We start from the raw sequence: 23483 nt of genomic DNA, 5'->3' as shown, positions 1-23483 counted from the left end.
CTTAAATGTGACAAACAGCTTCGAATAGAAGCTGTTTTGTTTTGAAAAATAAGAAAGGATGATGAAATGAACTTGAGTAAAAAGGCCATTATTGCGCTTGTAGTTGCAGTCATAGCACTAATTTCTGCTATTTCTGCATTTGTTTGGAAAAGCACTCATTCCTCATCATCTTCTCAAAAAAATCCGGTTTCTGCTCAAGAGCATCCTACTGAGAAAGCAGAGGTTTTACCTTATTTAAACTTGACTGAAACCAAGGCAAATTATGCAGTTCCTTTTTGTGAAAAGAAAAACTGTATTGATGTCGATATTCAAACCATAAAAACCCAAGACACTTGGCTAAATAGCTGGATTGAAAAAAGTCAGGCGAAAGTTATACAGACTCAAATTGATTTAAAAAAAGATTTGAGCTTGCAACAAGCAGTAGATGCTTATGTTAAAAAGTCGGACGAATGGCAAGAGAAATATTCTAAAAACCGTGCCTACGAATTACACATTCATACGCGTATTGCTTCGCAGCGCAATCAATATGTGCTATTGCAGTTAGGGTTAGACAGCAAACAAGAAGAAGTCACGATAAAAGATCGTTATTACTTTTTCGTGGCTGATCGTAAATTGCATAAAAGCTTAACTTTGCTTGATGTACTTCAAAAAGACCAACAAACCACTGTGCATCAAATCGTGCAAACGGCTTATCAGGACTGGCTGAAAAAACAAAGTGCTGACGTCAAAAAAGACGCACCAAAAACTTTGTATTGGGGACAAGCAGACTGGTTCTTTGATGGTGAGGGTGTAGGTCTGCACTATCAGGCAAATCAGATTACGAAAGATGCCCCTCAGCTCGATATTTATTTAACAACAGAGCAAACTAAAAAAATATTACAACCTGAGGTTTATGAACAAATGTTTTAAGTTGGTAGCAGAATTTGCAACCTACTTATAGATGCGCTAACTTCATATGAGTTATGCATAATCTTCTCAGAATAAAGGCAAAATATGATGTTAACTTCTAAGGCCTCGCTACGTTTAACGCTACTTGCTTCTGCACTATTTTTAGTGGCATGTCAGCCTAAAAGTGATCCTAAAGAGTCGAAAGATCAGCAAAAACCAGCAGTGGTTGAGCAAAAGCCTGTGGAGCTGACTTTAAAAGGGGAAACAGTGCAAAGTAAGGTGGTTTTACCTGACTGTAGTGGTAAAACTTGTCCTGAATTTACTGTAGAGCGCTTGCAAAGTAACTATCCGTTTATTGATAAGATTATTGACCAACAAGTTTTAAAAGCACTCGGCCAGATTCTTGAGATTGCAGAACCAGATGCAAAAGCAGCAAAAGTCGATAAAAAGACAGAGGCTTCAGCAGTTGTCGCTACAGATCAACCAGATAGTTTCGATGCTCAGGTTCAACGCTATGCCAACTCATTTATTGGTTTAGACAAGGAACTAAAAGAGTTAAGTAGTAATCATCAAATTAACCTTTTAATGAAGCCTAAAATCATACAGTCGCAAGGTAAAGTCGTAACTGTTGTGGTTAACAGTAGTAGCTATTTGGGTGGGGCGCATGGTTCGGCTGCACAACACTATTACAATTTTGATTTAAAAGAGGAAAAGCAGGTCAAACTTGAAAACTTGCTGCGTCCAGAGAAAAAAGCGGCTTTAGAAAAGTTAGCACATGAGGCGTTTAAAGCTTGGGTGACTGACTCAAAACTTGCCAATAGTGTGAGTGAATATGAACAAGCTTGGCCATTTAAACTCACCGAAAACTTCTTGCTCGGTGATCAGGGCTTGATTCTTCAATATGGTGAATATGAAATTGGGCCTTATGTTGTTGGGTTGCCTCGTTTAGTCATTCCGTATGACCAATTACAAGATGTGTTGAAAGAAGAATATTTGCCACAGCCTAAGGCTAAACCTGCTTCGGCACCAGCTGCAAAAAGTGCTAGCTAATGCATTTGTTTGATACCCATACCCATTTTGATGTTGCCGATTTTGATGAAGATCGGCAACAGTTAGCACTCGAGGCTAAAAAAGTGGGTGTAGATGCTTTGGTGTTAATTGGCTTTTTACAGTCACGTTTTAATGAGTTGGTCCACACCCATCATCAGCTCAAGCAGTGGGATAATGTACCCACTTCTTATTTAGCGCCGGGGTTGCATCCGTTTTATATTGAACAACACAGGCCAGAGCATCTTTCTCATCTTGAACAAATTTTACAGCAAGAAGACTGCGTGGCAGTCGGTGAAATTGGCTTAGATACTTTTCTGAAAGAGCATAAGCAGCCCGATGTATATGCCAAGCAAAAACAATATTTTGCTGACCAGTTAGAACTAGCAACCCAATACCAAAAACCAGTGCTGCTTCATATCCGAAAAGCACACGGGGATGTGCTTGCATTATTAAAAGCGCATAAGTTTAAATTGGGCGGCATTGCTCATGCCTTTAGCGGTGGAGTAGAAGAGGCAAAAGGCCTGATTAAGCTCGGTTTTAAAATTGGTATAACAGGACAAATTACCAACCCAAATGCGAAAAAGCTTCATACGGTTGTGCAGGCCATAGGGGCGGAGCATTTAGTGATTGAAACGGACTGCCCAGATATGACACCGCTTTGCTGCCAAACCTCTACTGAGCAGCATACCCGAAATACGCCTGTGAACTTACCTTATGTATTACAAAGTTTGGCCGAAAATTTAAATATGGCTGAGTCAGATTTAGCTGAAAAACTTTGGAAAAACTCTCTATCTGCTTTGAAATTATCGTAATAAAAATCAAAGATTAGAAATAGTAACTAAAACAAAACACAGTGATGAAAAAAGAAGCTTAAAGTAAGAAAACAACATGTAAAAACGTGAAAAATAACATTGCCAGACATGGGAGGATAACCCAATGGCTAAGTATAGCAATATCAATAGTTTTAATGCTCTACAGACGCTAACAGTAGGTTCCAGCAATTATCAGATTTTTAGCTTAACCCAAGCCGAGAAAAAGCTAGGTGACATTGCCAAACTGCCGAAATCATTAAAAGTACTGTTGGAAAACTTATTACGGTTTGAAGATCAACACAGTGTTAAAACGGAACACATTCATGCTTTAGCAGAGTGGCTAAAAACCCGTAGCTCAGATCAGGAAATTCAATATCGACCTGCACGGGTTTTAATGCAAGATTTTACCGGTGTTCCTGCGGTCGTTGACTTAGCTGCAATGCGTGCTGCAATGGCACAAGCGGGCGGCGACCCTGAAAAAATTAATCCGTTATCACCTGTAGACTTAGTCATTGACCACTCTGTGATGGTGGACTATTTTGCCGATGATCAGGCTTTTGAGGAAAACGTTCAAATTGAAATGCAGCGTAATGGCGAGCGATATCAATTTTTGCGTTGGGGACAATCTGCATTTAATAACTTTAGTGTTGTGCCACCAGGTACCGGTATTTGCCATCAGGTCAATTTAGAGTATTTAGCTCAAGCAGTATGGCTAGGTGAAGACAACGGGCAAACTTTTGCTTTTCCTGACACATTGGTCGGTACAGACTCACATACCACCATGATTAATGGTTTAGGTGTATTGGGTTGGGGTGTGGGTGGTATTGAAGCAGAAGCTGCCATGTTAGGCCAACCTATTTCTATGCTCATTCCTGAGGTGATTGGTTTTAAACTCACAGGCAAATTACAAGAAGGGATTACGGCAACAGACTTGGTACTCACCATTACTCAAATGCTTCGCCAAAAAGGCGTAGTGGGTAAATTTGTCGAGTTCTATGGCGATGGTTTAGCCGATTTACCACTTGCTGACCGTGCGACCATTGCCAATATGGCACCTGAATACGGTGCAACGTGCGGTTTCTTCCCAATTGATGAAGTGACTTTAGGTTATTTGAAGCTAACAGGCCGTCAAAATGACCGTATTGCACTGGTTGAAGCATATAGCAAAGCACAAGGCTTATGGCGAAATGCAGGTGATGAACCTGTTTTCACAGACACTTTAAGTTTAGATATGAGTACGGTTCAGGCAAGTTTGGCAGGTCCAAAACGCCCTCAAGACCGTGTGCTTTTGTCAGAAGTACCTAAAACGTTTAATGCACTCATGGAATTAACGCTTAAACCAGCTAAAGAAGCTAAAGAGCGTTTAGAAAATGAAGGTGGTGGTGGTACGGCTGTAGAAGCGGCCAAAGCCAATATTCAGCATGAAAGCCCATCTTGTGTGATTGAAGGACAGGAATATCCGTTAAATCATGGCGATGTTGTTATTTCAGCGATTACTTCATGTACCAATACTTCTAACCCAAGCGTAATGTTGGCGGCAGGTTTACTTGCTAAAAAAGCCATTGAAAAAGGTTTGCAGCGCAAACCTTGGGTAAAAAGTTCACTTGCGCCTGGTTCTAAAGTCGTGACCGACTATTTATTGGCTGCTGGACTTACTCCGTATTTAGATGAGTTAGGCTATAACTTGGTTGGTTATGGTTGTACCACGTGTATTGGTAACTCGGGTCCTTTACCAGAACCTATTGAAGAAGCCATTCAGTGTCATGATTTAAACGTGGCATCTGTACTCTCTGGTAACCGTAACTTTGAAGGGCGCGTACATCCATTGGTTAAAACCAACTGGCTTGCATCACCACCACTTGTGGTTGCTTATGGTTTAGTTGGGAATATTCGTACCGATTTAACAACTCAACCAATCGGGCAAGGTAAAGACGGGCAGCCTATTTACTTAAAAGATATCTGGCCAAGTCAGGCAGAAATTGATGCCGTCTTACAAAAAGTAAATACCGATATGTTCCACAAAGAATATGCTGCGGTGTTTGATGGTGATGAAAGCTGGCAATCGATTCAGATTCCAAAAAGTAAAACTTACGAATGGGCTAATGACTCGACTTATATCCGCCATCCGCCGTTCTTTGAAGGCATTGGTGAACCACCAAAACCAATTAAAAATATTGAACAGGCGCGTATTTTGGCAGTGCTTGGTGACTCGGTAACAACCGACCATATTTCACCGGCCGGTAATATCAAAAAAGACAGTCCGGCAGGCCGCTATTTACAAGAGCAAGGTGTTGAGCCAAAAGACTTCAACTCTTATGGTTCACGACGTGGTAATCATGAAGTCATGATGCGAGGCACGTTTGCCAATATTCGTATTAAAAACGAAATGCTCGGCGGTGAAGAAGGGGGTAATACCATACATGTGCCAAGTGGTGAGAAGCTTGCTATTTATGATGCCGCAATGCGTTACCAACAAGAGCATACACCGCTTATTATTATTGCTGGTAAAGAATACGGAACAGGTTCTTCACGTGACTGGGCTGCCAAAGGTACGAACTTGTTAGGTGTTAAAGCTGTCATTGCTGAAAGTTTTGAGCGTATTCACCGTTCAAACTTGGTGGGTATGGGCGTGTTGCCACTCCAGTTTGTTGATGGACAAACTAGGCAGTCGCTCAACTTAACCGGTCATGAGGTTATCTCGATTCGTGGTTTATCGGATGGTATTCAGCCTCATGAAATTCTTGAAGTTGATGTGAAAGGGCCAAATGGGGTAGCCAGCCACTTTAATGTGTTATGCCGAATTGATACGTTAAATGAGGTTGAGTACTTTAAAGCGGGTGGTATTTTGCATTATGTACTGCGGAATTTGATTGCTGGTTAATGTTTTCTTGAGATTAATACCAATCAATATTTTATTGGTTGGTATTTGGAGAATTATCACGACGGGGTCCTCCCGTAAAAAATTCTAATAGCAGTAGCTCATAACCCTACTTTTGTTTCGGCAAAAGTAGGCAAAACCATTGCCATTCACAGAACCTGTTCAATATTAATTAGCATCTTACGTTTTGCAAAAACAGTATCTTGTCGATGCTCGACAGGCTGTGAATGGCTTTGGTACCAATCAGATAGCTGGCTAGTGCCAAGTAGCAATTTGGTTTTGAAAAGCAGTAAAATACTCCCCGTGTTTTATATCCCTTCAAAGAGTAGCAATGACCGATCTCCAACAAGATGAATATGACCGCCGTTTTGCAGGTGTAGCCAAAATTTATGGTGATTCATCGTTCCAGCACTATGAAAAAAGTCATGTGATGGTGATTGGTATTGGTGGTGTCGGCAGTTGGGCGGTAGAAGCTTTAGCACGTACAGGTATTGGCGAGATCACACTAGTCGATATGGATGTAGTTGCAGCATCAAATGTGAACCGTCAGCTACCTGCAATGACATCAACTCTGGGCTGTGAAAAAGTTGAAATTATGGCGGAACGTTGTCGCCAAATTAATCCGCGTATTAAAGTTAATATTATTGATGACTTCTTAACACCTGAAAATGTCACAGAGCTTTTAAACCCTGTACCAGACATTGTTTTGGACTGCATCGATGACGTTAAGGCAAAACTGGCTTTAATGCTTCATTGTCGTTTTAATAAAATTCCTTTAATTGTGTCGGGCGGAGCAGGTGGTAAGCTCGATCCACTTAAAATCCGTGTGGCTGATTTATCAAAAACAGAACAAGACCCAATGTTAGCGAAGCTACGTAGTCAACTTCGTGCTCGCGGCATCTGTAAAAAGCCAAAAGAGAAATTTGGCATTACCTGCATTTATTCTATCGACAACCCATTTTCTAGTGCAGATGTCTGCCCATCGGCTGGGTTGCGCTGTGGTGGCTATGGTTCAGCGGTGGTGGTGACTTCAAGCTTTGCCATGATTGCTGTAGCCGAAGTTTTGAAAAAACTCGATTTAAAGAAAGCCTAATTTAAATATTGAAAAGGCATGCGCTTATGTGAGTGCATGCCTTTTGTTTTGGGAAAAACTATTTAATCATATAGCTCTATGTTGTCTTGTTTGGGCTGTGTGGGTAATTGCTGATCATAAAATTTAAAGCACCATAAAATTAAAATAACGATGGTGCATATTGCGAAACCTTTTAAATACTTCATGAAGAATTCAATCAAGTGAATGGTCTTGATTAAAATTCTAGTCAAGGTTATTCATCTAATCTAATATAGAAAATAGACCAAATGATCTAATTTTGAGATGATAATGCTCACATTAAAACAATTCCAATATTTCATAAAAATTGTTGAAGAAGGGAGTTTTACTGCTGCCTCAGAAAAGCTATTTATTGCTCAGTCTGCTTTAAGTCGACAAATGAAACTATTAGAAGAAGAAATTGATTTTCAGTTGTTTGACCGTACTGACAAAAGAGCAAAACTCACGGCAGCGGGAGAGGTCTTCTATAAGAAAATAAAAGATAACTTGCTTTACTTAAATGAAATTATTGACCTGTCTAAAAGTGTGTCGGATGGGAAAAACCGTCAGATTAAAATTGCTCATTCAAGCAGCATTGTTATGGAGCATAAAAAGGTACAAATATTAAAAGAAGTTAGCTTAACCCAGCAGCTGAGTTTTGAGCTGAATACCTTGTCATCAGAACAACAGATCTTAGCGTTAATGAATGGTGAAATTGATATTGGTTTTATTCGGCCACCCGTTCGGCACACATTAGATGAGATGAGTGTTGTTAAGTTATATGAAGAGCCATTAATGGTGGCTGTGCATATTGATCATGCCAAATTTGCTAAAGAAGAAAAGGTTTATTTAAAAGACTTAAAAGATGAGTATTTTGTATCTTCACCTCATGCTGAAAGAGGGGGCTTAAGTTATTTGGTCGCAAATCTGTGTTTAGCTGCAGGATTTACCCCACAAAAAGCCCCGATTCAGTCACGGAAGGTTTCACAGCTACAATTGGTTGCTGCAAATTTGGGAATCAGTATAGTTCCTGAAGAGTTCAAACAAATTTTGCCTAATCAGGTAAAGCTTTTACCCTTGGCAGATCATTTGTCACTTTCAGAAGTTTTATTGGTCTATAGAAAAGATCATGATGAAATGATTCAGCGCTGTGCCGAGCAAATTCATCAAATGTTTTTACCTTAAAAAGTTAATTAACCTAATCTATAGTAAGTGTAGGTAACGTTGTCGTCTTTGTAGACGTCATAACTGCTTTGTTTGAAGTCTGACACCCATTCACTGCCTGTGTAACCAGCAATATGTCCATAAACGTGATTGCGGGTTCTGTGAATGATGTAAATGTCGCCTTCTTGAGGCTCATCAAAAGCTGGGTTAATTTCTTTATAGCCAATTTTTTTCAGGGTATCGCCCCAATCAGATGCTGCAATTGGGTGGTTTTCAACATCGGCACCAGCAGATTCAAGTGCAAGACGAATGCTACGTGCACAACGAGCTTTGCTGCGTCTAGAGGTAACACTTTCTAATTTTGCTACGAATTTTTCTACATCTATGGCTGGAGGGGTGTTGCTTTCAGTGCGGTGATTATTGGGTTTCATGGTGAAGGGATAAGGAAGGCTTGGTGTGCTGTGTGATACAACAATCGCTGCCTGATTTGAATCCTGATACATATAGTTATCAGCTACTTGTCCGTCATAAATAATCATCGTGAAATCTCTACCCGTACTACCTATATCCGTATTTAGAAAATCACCACCTACCTGTGGCGTTCAGAGATACTAATTGCCCAAACTTAAAAGTTTTGTTTATGTTATGTAATAACGTATCTTTTTTCCAGTTTTTATTTCTGACTGAGAAAAAATAGCCTAGTTGAAATAGCGACTAAAAGCAGTGAAATTTAATTGTTTGATATTATTCATTATAAATAATTAATCAGAGCTTAAATTTGAATATTTTGAGCCGACATTTGCGAATATACTCAAAATCTAAGTCTCTGATTTAAAATGCCACATTTTCTTACAATTTAAGAAGGTTAAGCAGGCTTAAACCTGATGCTCTTTTACATATTCTTCAGTACGAATAATGGCAGCTTGCATGTTTTGAATTGCATTCTCGACATCAGCTAAAGTTTTTGCATTTCCACCGCTCAATGCCTGACGCCATTTACGGGCACCCGGTAAATTTTGGAATAAACCTAAAATATGACGGGTAATGATAGAGAGTGGCGCACCTTCAGCCAGGCGTTGTTCGATATAAGGCAGCATTTGTTCCATAATATCGAAACGGTCTGGTGCTTCTAGGTTCCAAAGTTGGCCAAGCTCAGCAAGTAGGTAAGGGTTGTGATAGGCTTCACGGCCAATCATCACACCATCAACGTGCTGTAAATGAGCTTGAGTTTCGGCAAAAGTTTTAATTCCACCGTTAATTTCAATGGTCAGGTGTGGACGTTCTTGCTTTAAACGGTAAACATCTTCATAACGTAGTGGTGGCACTTCACGGTTTTCTTTCGGAGACAAACCTTTCAATATCGCAATACGTGCATGCACAACAAAATGAGTACAGCCTGTTGCCGCAACGGTGTCTACAAAGTGCAGCATTTCTTCGTAAGACTGCATGTCATCAATACCGATACGGTGCTTTACCGTTACCGGAATATTCACCGCTTTTTGCATGCTATGAATACATTCAGCGACCAAGTCTGGTTCTGCCATTAAACATGCACCGATTTTATTATTCTGGACGCGGTCACTTGGGCAGCCTACATTGAGGTTGACTTCATCGTAACCCCAGTCTTCAGCCATTTTTGTACAAGTGGCAAGCTCTTGAGGATTTGAACCACCGAGTTGCAGTACGATTGGGTGCTCTTGAGCATTGTAGTCTAAATGACGTTTTGCATCGCCAAATAGAATCGCACCTGTAGTCACCATTTCTGTATAGAGCACAACGTTTGGGTTAAACAAGCGTGCAAAGAATCGGTAGTCCTTTGTAGTCCAGTCCATCATAGGCGCGACAGAAATACGAGGTTGTAACGATTGAAGTGATTGCATAGCCAATAGACCCAAAAGTCGCTAAATTAAAGAAAGGGCAGCATTATACGGGGTTTAACCTTGAATCGACAGAGGCTTTTAACCGTATAATTTATAACCGCCCTTGGAGTGGATATAGAAAGATGATTTTTAACAAGTTACGTTATGGCTGAGCTAGCTGCTTTTTTTGTAAGAAAGCTTCAAATAAATTTAGTAGTTAATTTAAAGCAAAGCTACTATTAAGCTGTTCAGGTCATTTAATAAATCAAATTTAATTAAAACTGTTAGGAACCCATCCATTTATATACTTCATAGCTAATTTCAGACTTCCAGAATGTTTGCTTGTAAATTGATCGATAAGGATAAGATCTATAGTTTAATGATTTTTATCTTAAAAATTAATTATTAATCATAAAAATATAAAGTATCGATCACTATAAGAAGCAAATTTTTTAGTATTTGTGTAATATAAAGACCGTTATGTATATTTTTTTAATTTAGATTTAAGAAATAAATGATTGAGATAAAATTACAGCGTGGAAAATTATATTTACAACCTGATAAAAATAGCTCTTGGAAATGGCAGAATTTATTAGATTTTGCTGAGCGGATAAACCCCAAGCGAGCTTTTTTATTTGTTTCTAAAGTTTTAGGTCGACATATTCCTGTTAGCCCTGATGTGATGCGTCGTGCTTTTACCGATTTGGCTGAATCGGTGCCTGATGATTTACCAGAACCAGTTATTGTGATTGGAATGGCTGAAACAGCAGTCGGTTTAGGGGCAGGGGTACATCAGGTCTTACAGAAGCGTTATTCTGATGCAATTTATATAACGACAACACGCCATCCAGTTAAAGGTGCGCCCTTACTAGCCCGTTTTTTAGAAGAACATAGCCATGCGCAAGATCAATTATTATATGGATCACCTGATGCAGATATCCAAAAGAAGATTTTAGCCAGTAAAAGTATTGTTTTGGTAGATGATGAAGCTTCTACAGGAAAAACCTTTATTAATCTTGTGTCAGCTCTTCAGGCGGTAGGTTTTGATCAGCTCTCACATATTGTTACAGCGACGCTGGCAGACTGGTCAGCAGGAATTCATATTGCGGGATTAAATTGTCAATCTATTGCTTTGATGAAGGGCAAATGGAAATGGCAAGATGCAGAAAATCCTCCTCCTATTACTATGCCAAAAGTCGACACTGTGGCATTTGGAAAATTTAATACTTTACCTGAACCTACTTGGGGGCGTGTACCGGTTTATGATACCTCTGCCTATATTCGTTTAAAAACTAAACCCGCAGAGCGAATTTTAGTTTTAGGAAGTGGTGAGTATGTTTGGTCTTCTTTTTTATTGGCAGAAGATTTGCAAAGACAAGGTGCTGAAGTGAAATTTAGTGCCATTACCCGCTCACCTATTGCAATAGGACACGCAATCCAGTCTGCTTTAGCTTTTCCAGATAACTATGGATTAGGTATTCAAAACTTTGTTTACAATATCAACCCTTTAGAATATGACCGTATCTTGATTACTGTGGAAACATCTGCTGACTCGGTCGCTACGAGCTTATTAGATGCAATTCCAAATGCTGAAGTAATCAGTGCAGTAGAATTTCCACATCAAACTGTGAATTTGTATGGTGCAAATGAATAACTTTTTATCTGATGCGCCTAATATGTTGACGCCTTTAATGCTAGTTGATCTGGATGATACTTTATTTCAGACCCATCGTCGCATCACTCCTCAAGCTGACTTTAAGATGGTGACAACGGATAAGCAAGGACAACCATTGGCATACATGAACCCGATTCAACAGCATTTTGTACAATGGTTGCTACATAACACGCATTTAATTCCAGTAACGGCAAGAAGCGCAGAAGCATTGTCCCGTGTACATTTACCTTTTGATTACGGTGCTGTGTGTTCACATGGCGGAACAGTATTAAATGCGGATTTCAGTGTGAATCAAGAATGGCATATACAAATGCAGTGTGCACTAGCACCTTATCAAAAAAAACAGCAGATCTTAATTGAGGTGCTACAGAAGCAAGCCCTTGAGTTTGGTTCTATTCGAACTTGGGTTGTTGATGAGCAGGGCTTGGGTTTATACGTGGTGGCTAAACAAAATACAGAAAATGATAATCCTTATGCACCGAATTTCTTACCACAACTCTTAAATACATTAAGTCCAACACTTCTAGAAGATTTCTATTTTCATTTAAATGGCAATAACTTAGCGTTAATTCCAAAACCAGTCAGTAAAGCCAATGCTGCTCGTTTTTTATTGCAACGATTCGCATCTCAACAACGTCCAATTCTTGGTTTTGGCGATAGTTTATCGGATGTCGAGTTTTTGAACTTATGTCATTGGTGGGGAATGCCTAACCATAGTCAGTTAAATCGTTGGGTAACACATAATTTGACGCAGCAATATAAAGAAGAAGGATATTATGGCGATTATCAGTAAAGACAGGGCAAGTGAATTAGTTTTAAAGCATGGGTTTAGTGGCAGCTATCAAAAAAAACAAGTCACTTTTCTATTGAAACGTACTTATATTGAACCGATAGATACAATTAAAAAAGAGCGTCTAATTCAATCTGGGGAAAAGCATTATTCGCAGATGATTAGTGTGGAGAGTGCGCCAACAGAACGACATTTACAATTATTTGAGCAAGCAATGCAACAAGGGCAGCAGCGCCTAGCAAAAGAAGTTCAGCAATTGGCACAGGCCTTGGTTAGTCATTTTGCTACACCAATCGTTTTAGTAAGTTTTGTGCGGGCAGGAGTACCTTTAGGTGTACTGCTTTATCATGCTATACGAGACTTGGGGTGCGAATGTATACATTACGGTATTAGTATTATTCGAGATCGTGGCATCGATTTTGCTGCATTGGAAACTATTATTGCTAAACATGGACATGATTCGATTGTGTTTGTGGATGGTTGGACAGGTAAAGGTGCTATCCGTCAAGAATTACAGCGTAGTTTAAGTAATGATTCCCGTTTTAATGGGAAGCCTATACCATTAGTTGTGTTATCAGATATTGCAGGTTGTGCGTGGCTGGCGGCTAGTGGAGAGGATTGGCTGATACCATCGGGTATTTTAGGCTCTACAGTTTCTGGATTAATTTCCCGAAGTATCTGTGAGGGTGAGGTCTTGAGTGCCAAAGAGCTTAACGCCAATAATATTGATCAATGGCATAGTTGTATTGAGTACCCTCATTTAAAAGAATTTGATACGTCTCAGCAATTTATTGAGCAAATCAACCAGCTCCGAAGGTCATTAAATCCCCAAAGTAATGCGGTCTGGACAGAAGCATATCAACAAGTGCAGCAAACCCAAAGCCAGCATGTAATACGAGAACTGGCAAAAAAATACAATATTCAAAATATTAACCGTATAAAACCAAGTATTGCTGAAGCAACCCGAGCTATTTTAAGACGTGTACCTGAACTGGTTTTACTGCGTGATGCAGATGATCCAGATACTGCTTTACTACGTCATTTGACTTGTATCACAAAAACACCTGTGCAAATTGTAGGTGATCAAATCGCTCCTTATAAAGCGATCACATTAATTCAAAAATTGGGGAAAGATTAGCTTCATGTTATCTGCATTATCTCTAGGAGCAACTTTATATATGCCAGCTACTCGTCCAGATTTGTGGCAAGTGGTAAATGGTGAAAAATATCCTGAGCTCCGCTCTTTAGTAATTTGTTTAGAAGATGCAGTTGCTGAGCATGAAATTGAATTTGCCAAGAAAAATCTCAAATTATTATTACAGCAAATTCAACAACGGCAACATAGGACACAACATCCTAAGATTTTCATTCGCCCCCGTCATATCATGATGGCTGCTGAGTTGGCGGAATGGTCAGAAATTCGTGCCTTAGATGGAATGGTATTGCCAAAGTTTGGTTTGACTAATTTTAAGCAGTGGGTGGAGGTACTTCCATCAGAACTTGCTTATATGCCTACCCTTGAGACAGCAGAGTGTTTTGATATTGGACAAATGAAAGAGTTGAGAGAAGCCCTGCCTGAATTTCATAAAATTATTGTTCTTAGAATTGGGGGAAATGACTTACTAAATTGTTTGGCCTTACGTCGTCCAAATGATATCACGTTGTATCAAACCCCAGTGGGTACATTAATTGCCAATTTAGCTGGTCAATTTTTACCTCATGGTTTTGCATTAAGCGCGCCAGTTTGTGAACATTTTAGTCAAGTGAAATTATTGCAAGATGAGTTGTATTTAGATTTACAGCATGGCTTATCAGGCAAAACGGTGATTCATCCAGCTCAAATTTCAATTGTTCATCAAGCTTATCAGGTTAATGAAATTGAACTAAAGCAGGCCCAAGATATTTTATTAGATACAGGTAAAGCCGTATTCGCATGTCATGGAAGTATGTTGGAACCAGCTACACATCGTCGTTGGGCAGAAAGGATTCTGGAAAGATCAAAAATATTTGGGTTAAAAATATAAAATTAAAATGGGAGAGAATTCAATGCAACAACTCATTACAGGTGCCAATCTGGTCTTAACCTCTGCACAATTTCATTTGAAAGTTAAAACAACATTACCAACGAATATTGGTCTAGATGTAACCGCCTATCTATTAAACTCTCAAGGTAAAGTGCGTGGTGATGCTGATATGGTTTTTTATGGCCAAAAGCAGACACCAAATTGTAGTGTTGATTTAATTGAAACGACCCACAAAGTGCCTTATTTAGCTCAATTTAATATTAATACACAAAAGTTGGATGTTGATATTCACAAAATCGCTATGTGTGCGACGGTTGATGGTGAAGGTGTACTAAATACCATTCAGGATATTCAAATTGAATTATGGGAAAATGGGCAGCTCACTGCTACTGCAACTGTAAAGAGTGCCGAAAAAACAGAAAAGGCACTGATTTTGGCGGAAGTTTATCGCCATAAAGATCAATGGAAATTACGTTTTGTAAATCAGGGTTTTAATGGGGGCTTAAAGCCTTTATCTGAATATTTTGGTGTCGAAATTAGTGATCAACCTCCTGCACCTATACCACCTACTCCTGTAACGCAGCCGAAAATTAATTTAAGTAAAATTACTTTAGATAAACGTAATAGTCAGATTAATTTAAAAAAACAGGCACAAGGGTTTGGAGAGATAAAAATTAATCTGAATTGGAATCAGGGTTCTCAGCAGACACAATCAGGTGGTTTCTTTAAAAAGCTTCTTAATCAGAATCAGGGAATTGATCTCGATTTGGGATGCCTTTTTGAAATGCAAGATGGTACTAAATCGGTAGTTCAGGCATTAGGAAAGAGATTTGGTAGTTTTAACGATTTTCCATATATCCAGCTTTCTGCAGATGACCGTACTGGCGCATTAAAAGAGGGTGAATGGCTCCGAATTAATGGACAGAATTGGCAACAGATTCATCGCGTAGTGCTATTTGCTTTCATTTATGAAGGTGTACCGAATTGGGCTGAGACAGATGCAGTAGTGACGATTTATGTTCCCGATCAGCCACCAATTGAGATTGGTTTAACTGAAGGACAGCCTTTAGGTATGTGCGGTATTGTTGAGTTAGTGAATCAGAGCGGTAGTATTCAGGTCCAACGTCATGTGCGTTATGTGCCAGGTCACCGAGAGCTAGATCAAGCATTTAATTTCGGCTTACGTTGGGTTGCAGGTACTAAATAACATTTAAATTAAAGATAAAACATAAAACATAAAGACTTACTTATATACGAATCATTGAGATTGTGAACTGTCGATTGTTAAGAAGTGGAGAAAATGCAAAATGGCAATTAGTTTAAATAAAGGTGGAAATTTATCCTTAAGTAAAACAGACCCTAATTTGGTCCGAGTCTTAATTGGATTAGGGTGGGATGAACGTGCAACTGATGGTGCTGCGTTTGATTTGGATGCGAGTGCATTTTTACTCACAGCTAGTGGTAAGGTTCGTGGTGACCATGATTTTATTTTTTATAATCAACTTAAATCACAAGATGGTTCGGTAGAACATACAGGGGATAACCGTTCGGGTCAGGGCGATGGTGATGATGAAACTTTGTTGGTTAATCTTTCAAAAGTTGCTCCTGAAGTTGAAAAAATCGCAATTACAGTAACCATTCATGATGCTCAGGCAAGAGGTCAAAACTTTGGGCAGATTGCAAATGCATTTATTCGGGTAGTAAACCAAGATACAAATGTAGAAGTCGTACGCTTCGATTTGGCCGAGGACTATTCTACCGAAACGGCAATGGTGTTCGGAGAAGTGTATCGCCATAATGGGGAATGGAAATTTAGAGCGGTCGGTCAAGGTTACGCTGGGGGATTGGCTGCAATGTGTCAACAGTATGGTATTCAGGTTGGCTAAAATTATCATTTCAATAAATAAATGATGAATACCGTTAAATTTTTATAAAAGGTAAAAAATGAAACATTTTCGTTTCTCAATTTTTTTTAGCATGATCTGTTTAGGATTAGCAGCGTGGTGGGGCTTTACTCATGGGCCGAATGCAGGCTTTTCAATGATGCTTAAAGCATTATTGATTACTGGTGTATTGGCTGTTATGGAAGTCTCCTTATCTTTTGATAATGCAGTTGTAAATGCTTCAGTATTACGGAACTGGGATGAATTCTGGAAAAAGATTTTTCTTACCGTAGGGATTCTGGTCGCTGTATTTGGTATGCGTTTAATTTTCCCTTTATTAATTGTTGGCGTAACTGCTGACATGGGAATGATTGAAGTTGCTAAGTTAGCGTTAAATGATCCTAAAGCATATTCCGAGAAGTTGTTAGCTCACCATGCTGAAATTTCAGCTTTTGGTGGTATGTTCCTGCTTTTGGTATTTTTGAACTTCTTATTTGATGATGGCAAAGATACACATTGGTTCCACTGGTTGGAGGCACATCTATCTAATTTAGCAAACATTCCTGCAATGTCTGTATTTGTATCGCTCATCGCTCTACTTATTATGTCAGCATTTGTTCCTGTAGAACAGAAATTGATTGTGATTGTGGCTGGTATTTGGGGCATTGTTGTATACATTGGTGTTCAAGTAATTGGTCACTTACTAGAAAGTAGTGATGATGAATCAAGTGAAGAGCAAGTATCAGGTAAGTCTACTAATCTGGTTAAAGCGGGTATTGGTGGTTTCCTTTATCTTGAAGTTTTAGATGCTTCATTCAGTTTTGATGGTGTTATTGGTGCATTTGCAATCACAAATGATGTTGTCATTATTATGTTGGGCTTAGCAATAGGTGCAATGTTTGTCCGTTCTATGACTATTTATTTGGTTGAGCAAGGTACATTAGAAGCCTTTATTTATTTAGAACATGGTGCACATTATGCCATAGGGGCATTGGCTGCAATTATGTTGTACACTGGAACAGGTGGGCATGTTCCTGAGGTCGTAACAGGCTTAATTGGAATTGCGTTCATCGCATGGGCTGTATTATCCTCGATTGCTTATAGTAAAAATCAGACACAAGCTTAATAAAAATTAATGGATATATCATTTATTATGATCTCCATTATTCTAATCTAATAAATAATGAGTTTAAATTTAATAAGGAGTAACTCACATGGCAATTAGTTTAACTAAAGGCGGTAACGTTAGTTTAACAAAAGAAGCACCAGGTATTACCAAAACAACTGTGGGCTTAGGTTGGAATCCACGCGTGACTGATGGAACAGCTTTTGACCTTGATGCTATTGCATTTTTAGTTAATGAAAATGGTAAGGTCCGTGCAGATAATGACTTTATTTTCTTTAATAATCTAAAATCATCTGATGGTTCAGTAGTTCACAATGGTGATAATCGTACAGGGGAAGGTGCTGGTGATGATGAAACATTAAGCGTGGACTTAAGTAAGGTTCCTGCTGATGTTTCAAAAGTGATCTTTGCTGTAACGATTTATGATGGTCAAGCTCGTAACCAAAACTTTGGTCAAGTTGCGAATGCTTATATTCGCGTAACTAACGATGCGGGTGGTAGTGAGATCGCACGTTATGACTTATCTGAAGATGGTAGCACTGAAACAGCTATGATCTTTGGTGAACTTTATAAACACGGTAGTGAGTGGAAATTCCGTGCTATTGGTCAAGGTTTTGCTGGTGGGTTAGGGCCTTTAGCAGCTTCCTATGGTGTTTCTGTTTAAGAGAAATTTGAAAGATAGTGTTTAGGCACTGTCTTTCTTCTTTATATTTATAAATGATAAAAACAGGTTGTTTTTTTATATGTTGAACCTAGTTCGCGGACAAAAAATAAAATTAAATGATATTTTACAGGGGCAATCCTCTTTTTATATCCAAATTCAATATCAAGCAGATTTTGAGTTAGATATCGCTACTTTCGGGCTTGATTCACAGTATCGTTTAAGTGATGAACGATATATGACATTTTATAATCAACCTGAAACGCCATGTCAGGCTGTAGGTTTGCTTGAAAATAATACTGATTCTAGCCATTTCAAAGTTGATCTTCAAAAACTTCCTTTGAGCATTCATCATTTAGTTTTAACTGCTGCAATTGATGGTCATGCTGTTATGTCTAGTGTACAGAAAATAACTGTCAAAATAATGAATCTACAAAATCAGTTTATTGCTGAATTAGAACTCAATAGCCAGTTATTTGATCAAGAACGTGCCACTATGCTTATTGAAATCTATCGTAAAGATGGAGTTTGGCGACTGGCTGCGATTGGACAAGGTTTTAATGATGGCTTAGCTGCATTAATTCGTTATTTTGGTGGCGAGGTCGCAGATGAAGGTGTTGTGCAGAAAGAGTCTACAGGGCAACAATCGAGTGTTGAGCTTAAGAAAAAACTGTCACTGGAAAAAGCAGAGAAAACAGGTAACGCTTCAATTATTGATCTAACTAAAAAATCTCTGGTTCAGTTAGAAAAAAAGAATTTGCTTGGTGTAACAGCAAGAGTTGCACTGGTGCTTGATGCTTCAGGATCAATGGATTGGCAATATCGCCGTGGGGATGTGCAAAAGGTGGTTGATCGTTTGATGCCATTGGCAATCCATTTTGATGATAACGGAAGTTTTGAATGCTGGGCATTCGCTGCAAAAACGACACAACTAGATGATGTTGTTTTAACGAATGTTAATAATTTTATTAATACAACTCATCAAGGTTGGAAAAATTGGTCGGTTGGAGCACGATACAATGAAGAAATTCCAGCAATTGAAGCTGTAATTAATTATTTTCAGAAGTTTAATGATCAAATTCCAACTTATGTTTTATTTATTTCTGATGGTGGAGTTGGAAGCCGTCGAGAAATGAAAAAAATATTATCTCAAGCTGCCAAGCTTCCAATTTTTTGGCAATTTGTTGGAATTGGCGGACGTGATTATGGTGCACTTGAAAAGTTAGATGAAATGTCTGGTCGTATTGTTGATAACTGTAATTTCTTTAGTTTAGATCGGATTGATAGTGTTTCGGATGAGCGTTTATATGAATTGTTATTAGAGGAATTTCCTGATTGGTTAAATGCTGCCAGACATCATCAAATTGTTAGGAATTAAAAAGGATCAATAAAATGGCACATTTTAGTTTGGTGGGTTCGCCAGAACCGTTCTTACATGTTGCAATGCGTCGTGGTGACCGGATCTATTGTGAAAGTAATGCAATGGTCATGATGGAGGATGCTCTCGAGTTGAAGGGGCGGCTACAGGGTGGCTTGATGCAATCCTTATTACGTCGATTTGCTAATGATGAATCTTTATTTCAACAGCATATTGAAGCTGTACGAGGAGATGGTGATTGCTTATTGTCTGCTTCACTAGATGGGGATATGCAGATTCTTGATGTTGGCGCGACTCAATATATCTTAAGTGATGGTGCATTTGTTGCTGCACACGACTCAGTTGATATTAAAGCAAGATTAAATAATAGTCTTGGTGGAGCTTTCTTTGGCAATACTGGTGGTTTCCTTGTTATGGAAACCAGTGGGCAAGGTCAAGTTGTGGTTTCTGGTTGTGGAACCTTGTTTGAGCTAGAAGTAGAGCCGAATAAAGAGGTTGTTATTGATAACGGGCATGTGGTCTGCTGGGATTCGCGTTTAAATTATCATTTATCTGTTTCAACTTCACAGAATAGTGGTTTTCTTGGCAACTTGGTGAATAGTGTAACCAGTGGTGAAGGCATGGTATTGCGTTTTTCTGGTGCTGGCAAAGTCATCATTTGTTCAAGAAACCGGAACAATTTTTTACAGTGGTTGATGTCAAAATTAAACCGACAGCAGTCTCATTAAAAAAGTAAAAGTAATCGTCGTTATAGCCCTAATAGAGAGATCAATAATATGGCAATTAATTTAGAAAAAGGTCAAAAAATCAATTTGCAAAAAGCAGATGGAAGTAGCCTTCAGCAAGTTTTCTTAGGTGTTGGTTGGGATGTCGTAAAAAGTAAAGGTTTTTTAGGTTTTGGCGGTGGTGGTAATATTGATCTTGATGCTTCTGTCATTTTATTTGATGAAAATAAAAAAATGCTTGATGTTGTCTACTTTGGTCAACTACAAAGTAAAGATGGGAGTATTCGTCATTCTGGAGACAATTTAACAGGCGCTGGAAGTGGTGATGATGAAGTGATTCGTGTCAACCTTAATCAAATTCCAGCGCAAGTAAAATCTTTGGTGTTTACTGTTAATAGTTTCCGCGGTCAGAGTTTTGAGAAAGTGGAAAATGCATTTTGTCGTTTGGTTGATCAATCAAGTAACCAAGAAATTGCAAGTTATAAACTTTCCTCGCAAGGGGCGCATACAGGCCTGATTATTGCAAAAATTTATCGTCATAATGATGCATGGAAAATGCATGCAATTGGTGAAAATGTACATGGACGTACCTTTCAAGATATCGTTCCTTACGTTTTACCTCATATTTAATTTTGTATTTGATTAAGTAGCTTTTCCACCATTGTTCAAAGCAATGGTGGATTATAGAAAGATGATTTTTAACAAGTTACGTTATGGCTGAGCTAGCTGCTTTTTTTGTAAGAAAGCATCAATCACACTAAACAAAATGCAAAACACAACGAGTCCAACACCGGCAAGACATGTCATGGTCCATCCGCCATGATTCCAAGCAAAAATTCCTAATGCTGAACCAGCTGCACCACCAATAAAATAAGTCGTCATATAAATGGCATTAATACGTGATTTAGCATCTGGACGTAAGCGAAAAATAATGCTTTGGTTACTGGTGTGAACGAGCGCGAGTGCCAATTGAATTAATGCAAAACCAATAACATAAGTAGAAAGTAAAGTTTGTCCGAAATAGAAACAAACCCAGCTCACCAAAAATAGCCCACAACCCATCCAAGTAAGTAATCTTGTGTAGCCTTGATCGGCGTATTTGCCAATATAACGTGTTGATAACGCACCAAAGATACCGACTAGAGGGACTAGTCCGATAAATAGATCGGGTAAATGATGTGCCGAGGTAAGAAGTAGAGCAATGGTGGAATACAAAGTACTGACTGCTGCAAAGGCAAAAGCACCCGTAAGCGCTCTTAATAATAATCGCTTTTCTTGCTTTAAAAGCTGAGCCATGGAAACAAAGATTTGTCCATAGTTCATTTTCATACGCAAGACATAAGGCAAACGGCTTTTTAAAGTAAATGCCAATAGCAGCATTAATACACCGCTTACCACATAAACCACTTTCCAGTGGAAAAGATTGGAAAATAAGCCTGCCAGACTGGTAGAGAGTAAAATCCCGACCAATAATCCACTCATTAAAAAGCCAATAATCTCGCCTGTTTTTTCAGGTTTAACTGTCATGGTTGCAAGTGGAATAAGCACTTGAGCTGCAACAGAAAACAAGCCCGCTAAAATTGTACCAATCCAGAGCATAGGCAAGTTAACAGCAAACGCAGAAGTAAATAGACCAACTGCACAAAGCACCATCAAAAATGGAATAGCCTTGGCTTTATTGACGATGTCACCCATCGGAACAATAAAGAGCAAACCGAGAGCATAAGACACCTGAGCAAATGTTACTGTTAAAGCGGCTTGCGCTTGAGTTACTGCAAACTCTTGCTGAATAGAGTGAATTAGTGGTTGACAGTAATAATTCACACCTGCACATAAGCCACATGCTGCTGCCATCAACCAAAGCAAAGGTTTATTTTGACTGATATCTTCAGGGGTAGACATGATGTTCTCTCAGTTTTATTAAGTATATGCCGTTGCTTCAACTTCAATAAGCATGCGTTCTAATGCAAGGCGTGGCACAGGAATGAGCGTGCAGGCTGGAAAAGGATGATTTTTCCATAGATTTTGCATGATTTTAATTAAAATTTGGTGTTTTTCATCCGAGTGGTCAACAATTAAAACTCTTAAAACCGCAATATCAGAAATTTTTGCATCTGCCGCAGTTAAAGCATGTTGAATGTTATTAAAAACTTGAGTGGCTTGTTCTTGAAAATTTGAGCTCAGCTCACCTTTTGAATCTTCACCACCTTGACCTGCAACATGAATAATATTGTTAAAATTTTGGACTACGGCAACATGACTGTAAGCATTTGGTGTTGGATTATATAAAGTAGAGGGATTTATGATTTTAAAAGTTTCTTTATTCATTGGAACTCAACCGTTCAGTAAAATTTAGATGAGTATCCAACCTCAACTTAAGTTGAGGTCAAGCGAATTTAGTGTTTTAGTCTTTTCTTTCTAAGCGTAATCATCATGACACCTACAATATTGAGTAGGCAGCCGACCCATTGCCACATATTAAGATGTTCATTTAAGAAAAGAACGGCAAGTAAAATTGTTAAAACCGGTCCAATCGAAGCGATCATTGCAGATTGTGATGCGCCCAGACGTTCAATGCTTTGTATGAGCATAACGGTGGGTAATACGGTGACTAAAAAGCCTAAGCCGACCCCATACCAAATGACGCTTGAGGGAAGTTGTAATATAAGCTGAATAGGGTGAGGTGTACTCAAAGCGTAATGTGTTAATGCACCAATACAGGCGATAGTGAGCGCTAAGCCTGTGAAGTTCCAAGAACCAAATTTTTTAATTAATGGTGGTGTTAGCAGTAAATAACCTGCAAAAGCTACAGCGCTTGCAAATACAAAACTTGTTCCCAACCAAAAATTGCCCTGAATTGGTGCATTGTTGTGCTCTTGAAGCATCACCAATACGGTTCCACCATAACTAAGAAAAATGGCGAATAAACTTTTTACATCTAATTTTTGTTTATAGAGCAGGCTTGATGCGATCACGGTAAGTGTTGGATATAAAAATAAGATAATCCGCTCTAAAGAGGCGCTAATAAACATGAGACCCATGAAATCGAGCCAACTAGCGAAGTAGTAGCCTAATAGACCAGCAAAAATTAAAATTAGCCAATCCTTCTTTTTTATGCCCTGATTATGATGCCTATTGAACCAGCAAATGAGTAGAAAGAACGGTAAAGCGCTTAACATGCGTAAAGCCATCAGGACTGTACCGTCTACTAATGGAGAAAGGGCATAAGTCTGTTTAATAAAGATTGCTTTTGTGCTGAATAGAAAAGCAGAACAAAGCGCAAAAAAAGACCCAATTTGAAACGAAGATAAAGAAATTTTCATATACAGGACTGTATAAGAGAGACTATTGTCTGCAAAAAAAAAGAAAAATCTTCCTATATTACACTCCAAGTCAAATATCGTGAATCATCAGTTCAAAATATGGGTATTTATTAAATAAATAGTGGGTGGTATTTTCAAAAAGTTCAATTAGAATCCA

The 23483-nt window shown here is 38.8% G+C and carries 23 protein-coding genes; 17 read left to right on the top strand and 6 right to left on the bottom strand.

Going from position 1 to position 23483, the window contains the following annotated elements; genetic code table 11:
- Nucleotides 1–66 precede the first annotated feature (66 nt).
- The 5 genes from ACH8JV_RS03095 (at nucleotide 67) to ACH8JV_RS03075 (ending at nucleotide 6721) form a co-directional block, all read left to right on the top strand.
- Nucleotides 67–909, top strand: a complete 843-nt coding sequence (locus ACH8JV_RS03095; RefSeq protein WP_396519679.1) for a hypothetical protein — start codon at nucleotides 67–69, stop codon at nucleotides 907–909.
- Nucleotides 910–996: 87 nt separating this feature from the next.
- Nucleotides 997–1938: an RsiV family protein gene (locus tag ACH8JV_RS03090; RefSeq protein ID WP_396520006.1), complete on the top strand. Its 942-nt coding sequence runs from the start codon at nucleotides 997–999 to the stop codon at nucleotides 1936–1938.
- The gene (locus tag ACH8JV_RS03085; RefSeq protein WP_396519677.1) at nucleotides 1938–2750 is read left to right on the top strand and encodes a TatD family hydrolase; all 813 of its coding nucleotides are present in this window, start codon (nucleotides 1938–1940) and stop codon (nucleotides 2748–2750) included. Before ACH8JV_RS03090 ends, ACH8JV_RS03085 begins: the two co-directional genes overlap by 1 nt.
- 124 nt (nucleotides 2751–2874) lie before the next feature.
- Complete coding sequence (gene acnA / locus ACH8JV_RS03080; protein WP_396519675.1) at nucleotides 2875–5631, top strand: aconitate hydratase AcnA; 2757 nt, start codon at nucleotides 2875–2877, stop codon at nucleotides 5629–5631.
- A 328-nt stretch (nucleotides 5632–5959) separates the two neighbouring features.
- Nucleotides 5960–6721, top strand: coding sequence for a ThiF family adenylyltransferase (locus ACH8JV_RS03075; RefSeq protein ID WP_004883258.1), 762 nt, complete (start codon nucleotides 5960–5962; stop codon nucleotides 6719–6721).
- Between the two features lie 62 nt (nucleotides 6722–6783).
- Here the strand turns inward: ACH8JV_RS03075 and ACH8JV_RS03070 are convergent, their stop codons facing one another.
- A complete protein-coding gene (locus ACH8JV_RS03070; protein ID WP_001984446.1) occupies nucleotides 6784–6906 on the bottom strand; it encodes a hypothetical protein in 123 nt (40 codons plus the stop codon).
- 103 nt (nucleotides 6907–7009) lie between these two features.
- Between ACH8JV_RS03070 and ACH8JV_RS03065 the strand changes: the two genes are divergently transcribed.
- Nucleotides 7010–7903, top strand: a complete 894-nt coding sequence (locus ACH8JV_RS03065; protein ID WP_396519673.1) for a LysR family transcriptional regulator — start codon at nucleotides 7010–7012, stop codon at nucleotides 7901–7903.
- A gap of 8 nt (nucleotides 7904–7911) precedes the next feature.
- On the opposite strand, the gene ACH8JV_RS03060 is transcribed toward ACH8JV_RS03065, so the two are convergent.
- A complete protein-coding gene (locus ACH8JV_RS03060) occupies nucleotides 7912–8421 on the bottom strand; it encodes a hypothetical protein (RefSeq protein WP_002050979.1) in 510 nt (169 codons plus the stop codon).
- A gap of 336 nt (nucleotides 8422–8757) precedes the next feature.
- Nucleotides 8758–9762, bottom strand: a complete 1005-nt coding sequence (gene dusA, locus ACH8JV_RS03055; protein WP_396519671.1) for a tRNA dihydrouridine(20/20a) synthase DusA — start codon at nucleotides 9760–9762, stop codon at nucleotides 8758–8760.
- Between the two features lie 493 nt (nucleotides 9763–10255).
- Between dusA and ACH8JV_RS03050 the strand changes: the two genes are divergently transcribed.
- The 11 genes from ACH8JV_RS03050 (at nucleotide 10256) to ACH8JV_RS03000 (ending at nucleotide 20633) form a co-directional block, all read left to right on the top strand.
- Complete coding sequence (locus tag ACH8JV_RS03050; RefSeq protein WP_396519669.1) at nucleotides 10256–11395, top strand: phosphoribosyltransferase domain-containing protein; 1140 nt, start codon at nucleotides 10256–10258, stop codon at nucleotides 11393–11395.
- Nucleotides 11388–12209 (top strand): HAD hydrolase family protein, encoded by an 822-nt coding sequence (locus tag ACH8JV_RS03045; protein ID WP_396519667.1) that lies wholly within the window; start codon nucleotides 11388–11390, stop codon nucleotides 12207–12209. Before ACH8JV_RS03050 ends, ACH8JV_RS03045 begins: the two co-directional genes overlap by 8 nt.
- On the top strand, nucleotides 12193–13344 hold the full coding sequence (gene stiP / locus ACH8JV_RS03040) for a cysteine protease StiP (protein WP_396519665.1): 1152 nt from the start codon (nucleotides 12193–12195) through the stop codon (nucleotides 13342–13344). The genes ACH8JV_RS03045 and stiP overlap by 17 nt, the downstream gene beginning before the upstream one ends.
- A gap of 4 nt (nucleotides 13345–13348) precedes the next feature.
- On the top strand, nucleotides 13349–14230 hold the full coding sequence (locus ACH8JV_RS03035; RefSeq protein ID WP_396519663.1) for an HpcH/HpaI aldolase/citrate lyase family protein: 882 nt from the start codon (nucleotides 13349–13351) through the stop codon (nucleotides 14228–14230).
- Between the two features lie 22 nt (nucleotides 14231–14252).
- Nucleotides 14253–15437 (top strand): TerD family protein, encoded by a 1185-nt coding sequence (locus ACH8JV_RS03030; protein WP_396519661.1) that lies wholly within the window; start codon nucleotides 14253–14255, stop codon nucleotides 15435–15437.
- A 100-nt stretch (nucleotides 15438–15537) separates the two neighbouring features.
- Nucleotides 15538–16116 (top strand): TerD family protein, encoded by a 579-nt coding sequence (locus tag ACH8JV_RS03025; RefSeq protein ID WP_396519659.1) that lies wholly within the window; start codon nucleotides 15538–15540, stop codon nucleotides 16114–16116.
- A 58-nt stretch (nucleotides 16117–16174) separates the two neighbouring features.
- Nucleotides 16175–17239 carry a DUF475 domain-containing protein gene (locus tag ACH8JV_RS03020; protein WP_396519657.1) on the top strand — a complete coding sequence of 355 codons (1065 nt, stop codon included), beginning with the start codon at nucleotides 16175–16177 and terminating at the stop codon, nucleotides 17237–17239.
- Nucleotides 17240–17327: 88 nt separating this feature from the next.
- Entirely contained in the window at nucleotides 17328–17903 is a 576-nt protein-coding gene (locus ACH8JV_RS03015; protein ID WP_396519655.1) for a TerD family protein, read from the top strand.
- Nucleotides 17904–17982: 79 nt separating this feature from the next.
- Nucleotides 17983–19278 carry a VWA domain-containing protein gene (locus ACH8JV_RS03010; RefSeq protein ID WP_396519653.1) on the top strand — a complete coding sequence of 432 codons (1296 nt, stop codon included), beginning with the start codon at nucleotides 17983–17985 and terminating at the stop codon, nucleotides 19276–19278.
- Nucleotides 19279–19292: 14 nt separating this feature from the next.
- On the top strand, nucleotides 19293–20006 hold the full coding sequence (locus tag ACH8JV_RS03005; protein WP_396519651.1) for a TIGR00266 family protein: 714 nt from the start codon (nucleotides 19293–19295) through the stop codon (nucleotides 20004–20006).
- A 48-nt stretch (nucleotides 20007–20054) separates the two neighbouring features.
- Nucleotides 20055–20633: a TerD family protein gene (locus ACH8JV_RS03000; protein WP_396519649.1), complete on the top strand. Its 579-nt coding sequence runs from the start codon at nucleotides 20055–20057 to the stop codon at nucleotides 20631–20633.
- A gap of 81 nt (nucleotides 20634–20714) precedes the next feature.
- Here the strand turns inward: ACH8JV_RS03000 and ACH8JV_RS02995 are convergent, their stop codons facing one another.
- The 3 genes from ACH8JV_RS02995 to ACH8JV_RS02985 all read right to left on the bottom strand — a co-directional run bounded on the left by ACH8JV_RS02995 (nucleotide 20715) and on the right by ACH8JV_RS02985 (nucleotide 23326).
- Nucleotides 20715–21905 carry an MFS transporter gene (locus ACH8JV_RS02995; protein WP_396519647.1) on the bottom strand — a complete coding sequence of 397 codons (1191 nt, stop codon included), beginning with the start codon at nucleotides 21903–21905 and terminating at the stop codon, nucleotides 20715–20717.
- 18 nt (nucleotides 21906–21923) lie between these two features.
- Entirely contained in the window at nucleotides 21924–22331 is a 408-nt protein-coding gene (locus ACH8JV_RS02990) for a RidA family protein (RefSeq protein ID WP_107973555.1), read from the bottom strand.
- A 68-nt stretch (nucleotides 22332–22399) separates the two neighbouring features.
- Complete coding sequence (locus ACH8JV_RS02985; RefSeq protein ID WP_100290527.1) at nucleotides 22400–23326, bottom strand: DMT family transporter; 927 nt, start codon at nucleotides 23324–23326, stop codon at nucleotides 22400–22402.
- Nucleotides 23327–23483: the final 157 nt, after the last annotated feature.

Origin of the sequence: Acinetobacter sp. ABJ_C5_2 (assembly GCF_044538485.1) — a bacterium.
Classification (GTDB): Bacteria; Pseudomonadota; Gammaproteobacteria; order Pseudomonadales; family Moraxellaceae; genus Acinetobacter; species Acinetobacter nosocomialis_A.
Note: the sequence above shows the minus strand (reverse complement) of the source record. Positions and strands in the feature narration are given on the sequence as shown.

Coding starts and splice junctions, on each gene's coding strand:
- ACH8JV_RS03075 (WP_004883258.1), top strand. CDS start 5,960: ATGACCGATCTCCAACAAGATGAATATGACCGCCGTTTTGCAGGTGTA.
- ACH8JV_RS03065 (WP_396519673.1), top strand. CDS start 7,010: ATGCTCACATTAAAACAATTCCAATATTTCATAAAAATTGTTGAAGAA.
- ACH8JV_RS03050 (WP_396519669.1), top strand. CDS start 10,256: ATGATTGAGATAAAATTACAGCGTGGAAAATTATATTTACAACCTGAT.
- ACH8JV_RS03015 (WP_396519655.1), top strand. CDS start 17,328: ATGGCAATTAGTTTAACTAAAGGCGGTAACGTTAGTTTAACAAAAGAA.
- ACH8JV_RS03000 (WP_396519649.1), top strand. CDS start 20,055: ATGGCAATTAATTTAGAAAAAGGTCAAAAAATCAATTTGCAAAAAGCA.
- ACH8JV_RS03070 (WP_001984446.1), bottom strand. CDS start 6,906: ATGAAGTATTTAAAAGGTTTCGCAATATGCACCATCGTTATTTTAATT.
- ACH8JV_RS03030 (WP_396519661.1), top strand. CDS start 14,253: ATGCAACAACTCATTACAGGTGCCAATCTGGTCTTAACCTCTGCACAA.
- ACH8JV_RS03045 (WP_396519667.1), top strand. CDS start 11,388: ATGAATAACTTTTTATCTGATGCGCCTAATATGTTGACGCCTTTAATG.
- stiP (WP_396519665.1), top strand. CDS start 12,193: ATGGCGATTATCAGTAAAGACAGGGCAAGTGAATTAGTTTTAAAGCAT.
- ACH8JV_RS03060 (WP_002050979.1), bottom strand. CDS start 8,421: ATGATTATTTATGACGGACAAGTAGCTGATAACTATATGTATCAGGAT.
- dusA (WP_396519671.1), bottom strand. CDS start 9,762: ATGCAATCACTTCAATCGTTACAACCTCGTATTTCTGTCGCGCCTATG.
- ACH8JV_RS02990 (WP_107973555.1), bottom strand. CDS start 22,331: ATGAATAAAGAAACTTTTAAAATCATAAATCCCTCTACTTTATATAAT.
- ACH8JV_RS03095 (WP_396519679.1), top strand. CDS start 67: ATGAACTTGAGTAAAAAGGCCATTATTGCGCTTGTAGTTGCAGTCATA.
- ACH8JV_RS03025 (WP_396519659.1), top strand. CDS start 15,538: ATGGCAATTAGTTTAAATAAAGGTGGAAATTTATCCTTAAGTAAAACA.
- ACH8JV_RS03005 (WP_396519651.1), top strand. CDS start 19,293: ATGGCACATTTTAGTTTGGTGGGTTCGCCAGAACCGTTCTTACATGTT.
- ACH8JV_RS03010 (WP_396519653.1), top strand. CDS start 17,983: ATGTTGAACCTAGTTCGCGGACAAAAAATAAAATTAAATGATATTTTA.
- acnA (WP_396519675.1), top strand. CDS start 2,875: ATGGCTAAGTATAGCAATATCAATAGTTTTAATGCTCTACAGACGCTA.
- ACH8JV_RS02985 (WP_100290527.1), bottom strand. CDS start 23,326: ATGAAAATTTCTTTATCTTCGTTTCAAATTGGGTCTTTTTTTGCGCTT.
- ACH8JV_RS03020 (WP_396519657.1), top strand. CDS start 16,175: ATGAAACATTTTCGTTTCTCAATTTTTTTTAGCATGATCTGTTTAGGA.
- ACH8JV_RS03035 (WP_396519663.1), top strand. CDS start 13,349: ATGTTATCTGCATTATCTCTAGGAGCAACTTTATATATGCCAGCTACT.
- ACH8JV_RS03085 (WP_396519677.1), top strand. CDS start 1,938: ATGCATTTGTTTGATACCCATACCCATTTTGATGTTGCCGATTTTGAT.
- ACH8JV_RS03090 (WP_396520006.1), top strand. CDS start 997: ATGTTAACTTCTAAGGCCTCGCTACGTTTAACGCTACTTGCTTCTGCA.
- ACH8JV_RS02995 (WP_396519647.1), bottom strand. CDS start 21,905: ATGTCTACCCCTGAAGATATCAGTCAAAATAAACCTTTGCTTTGGTTG.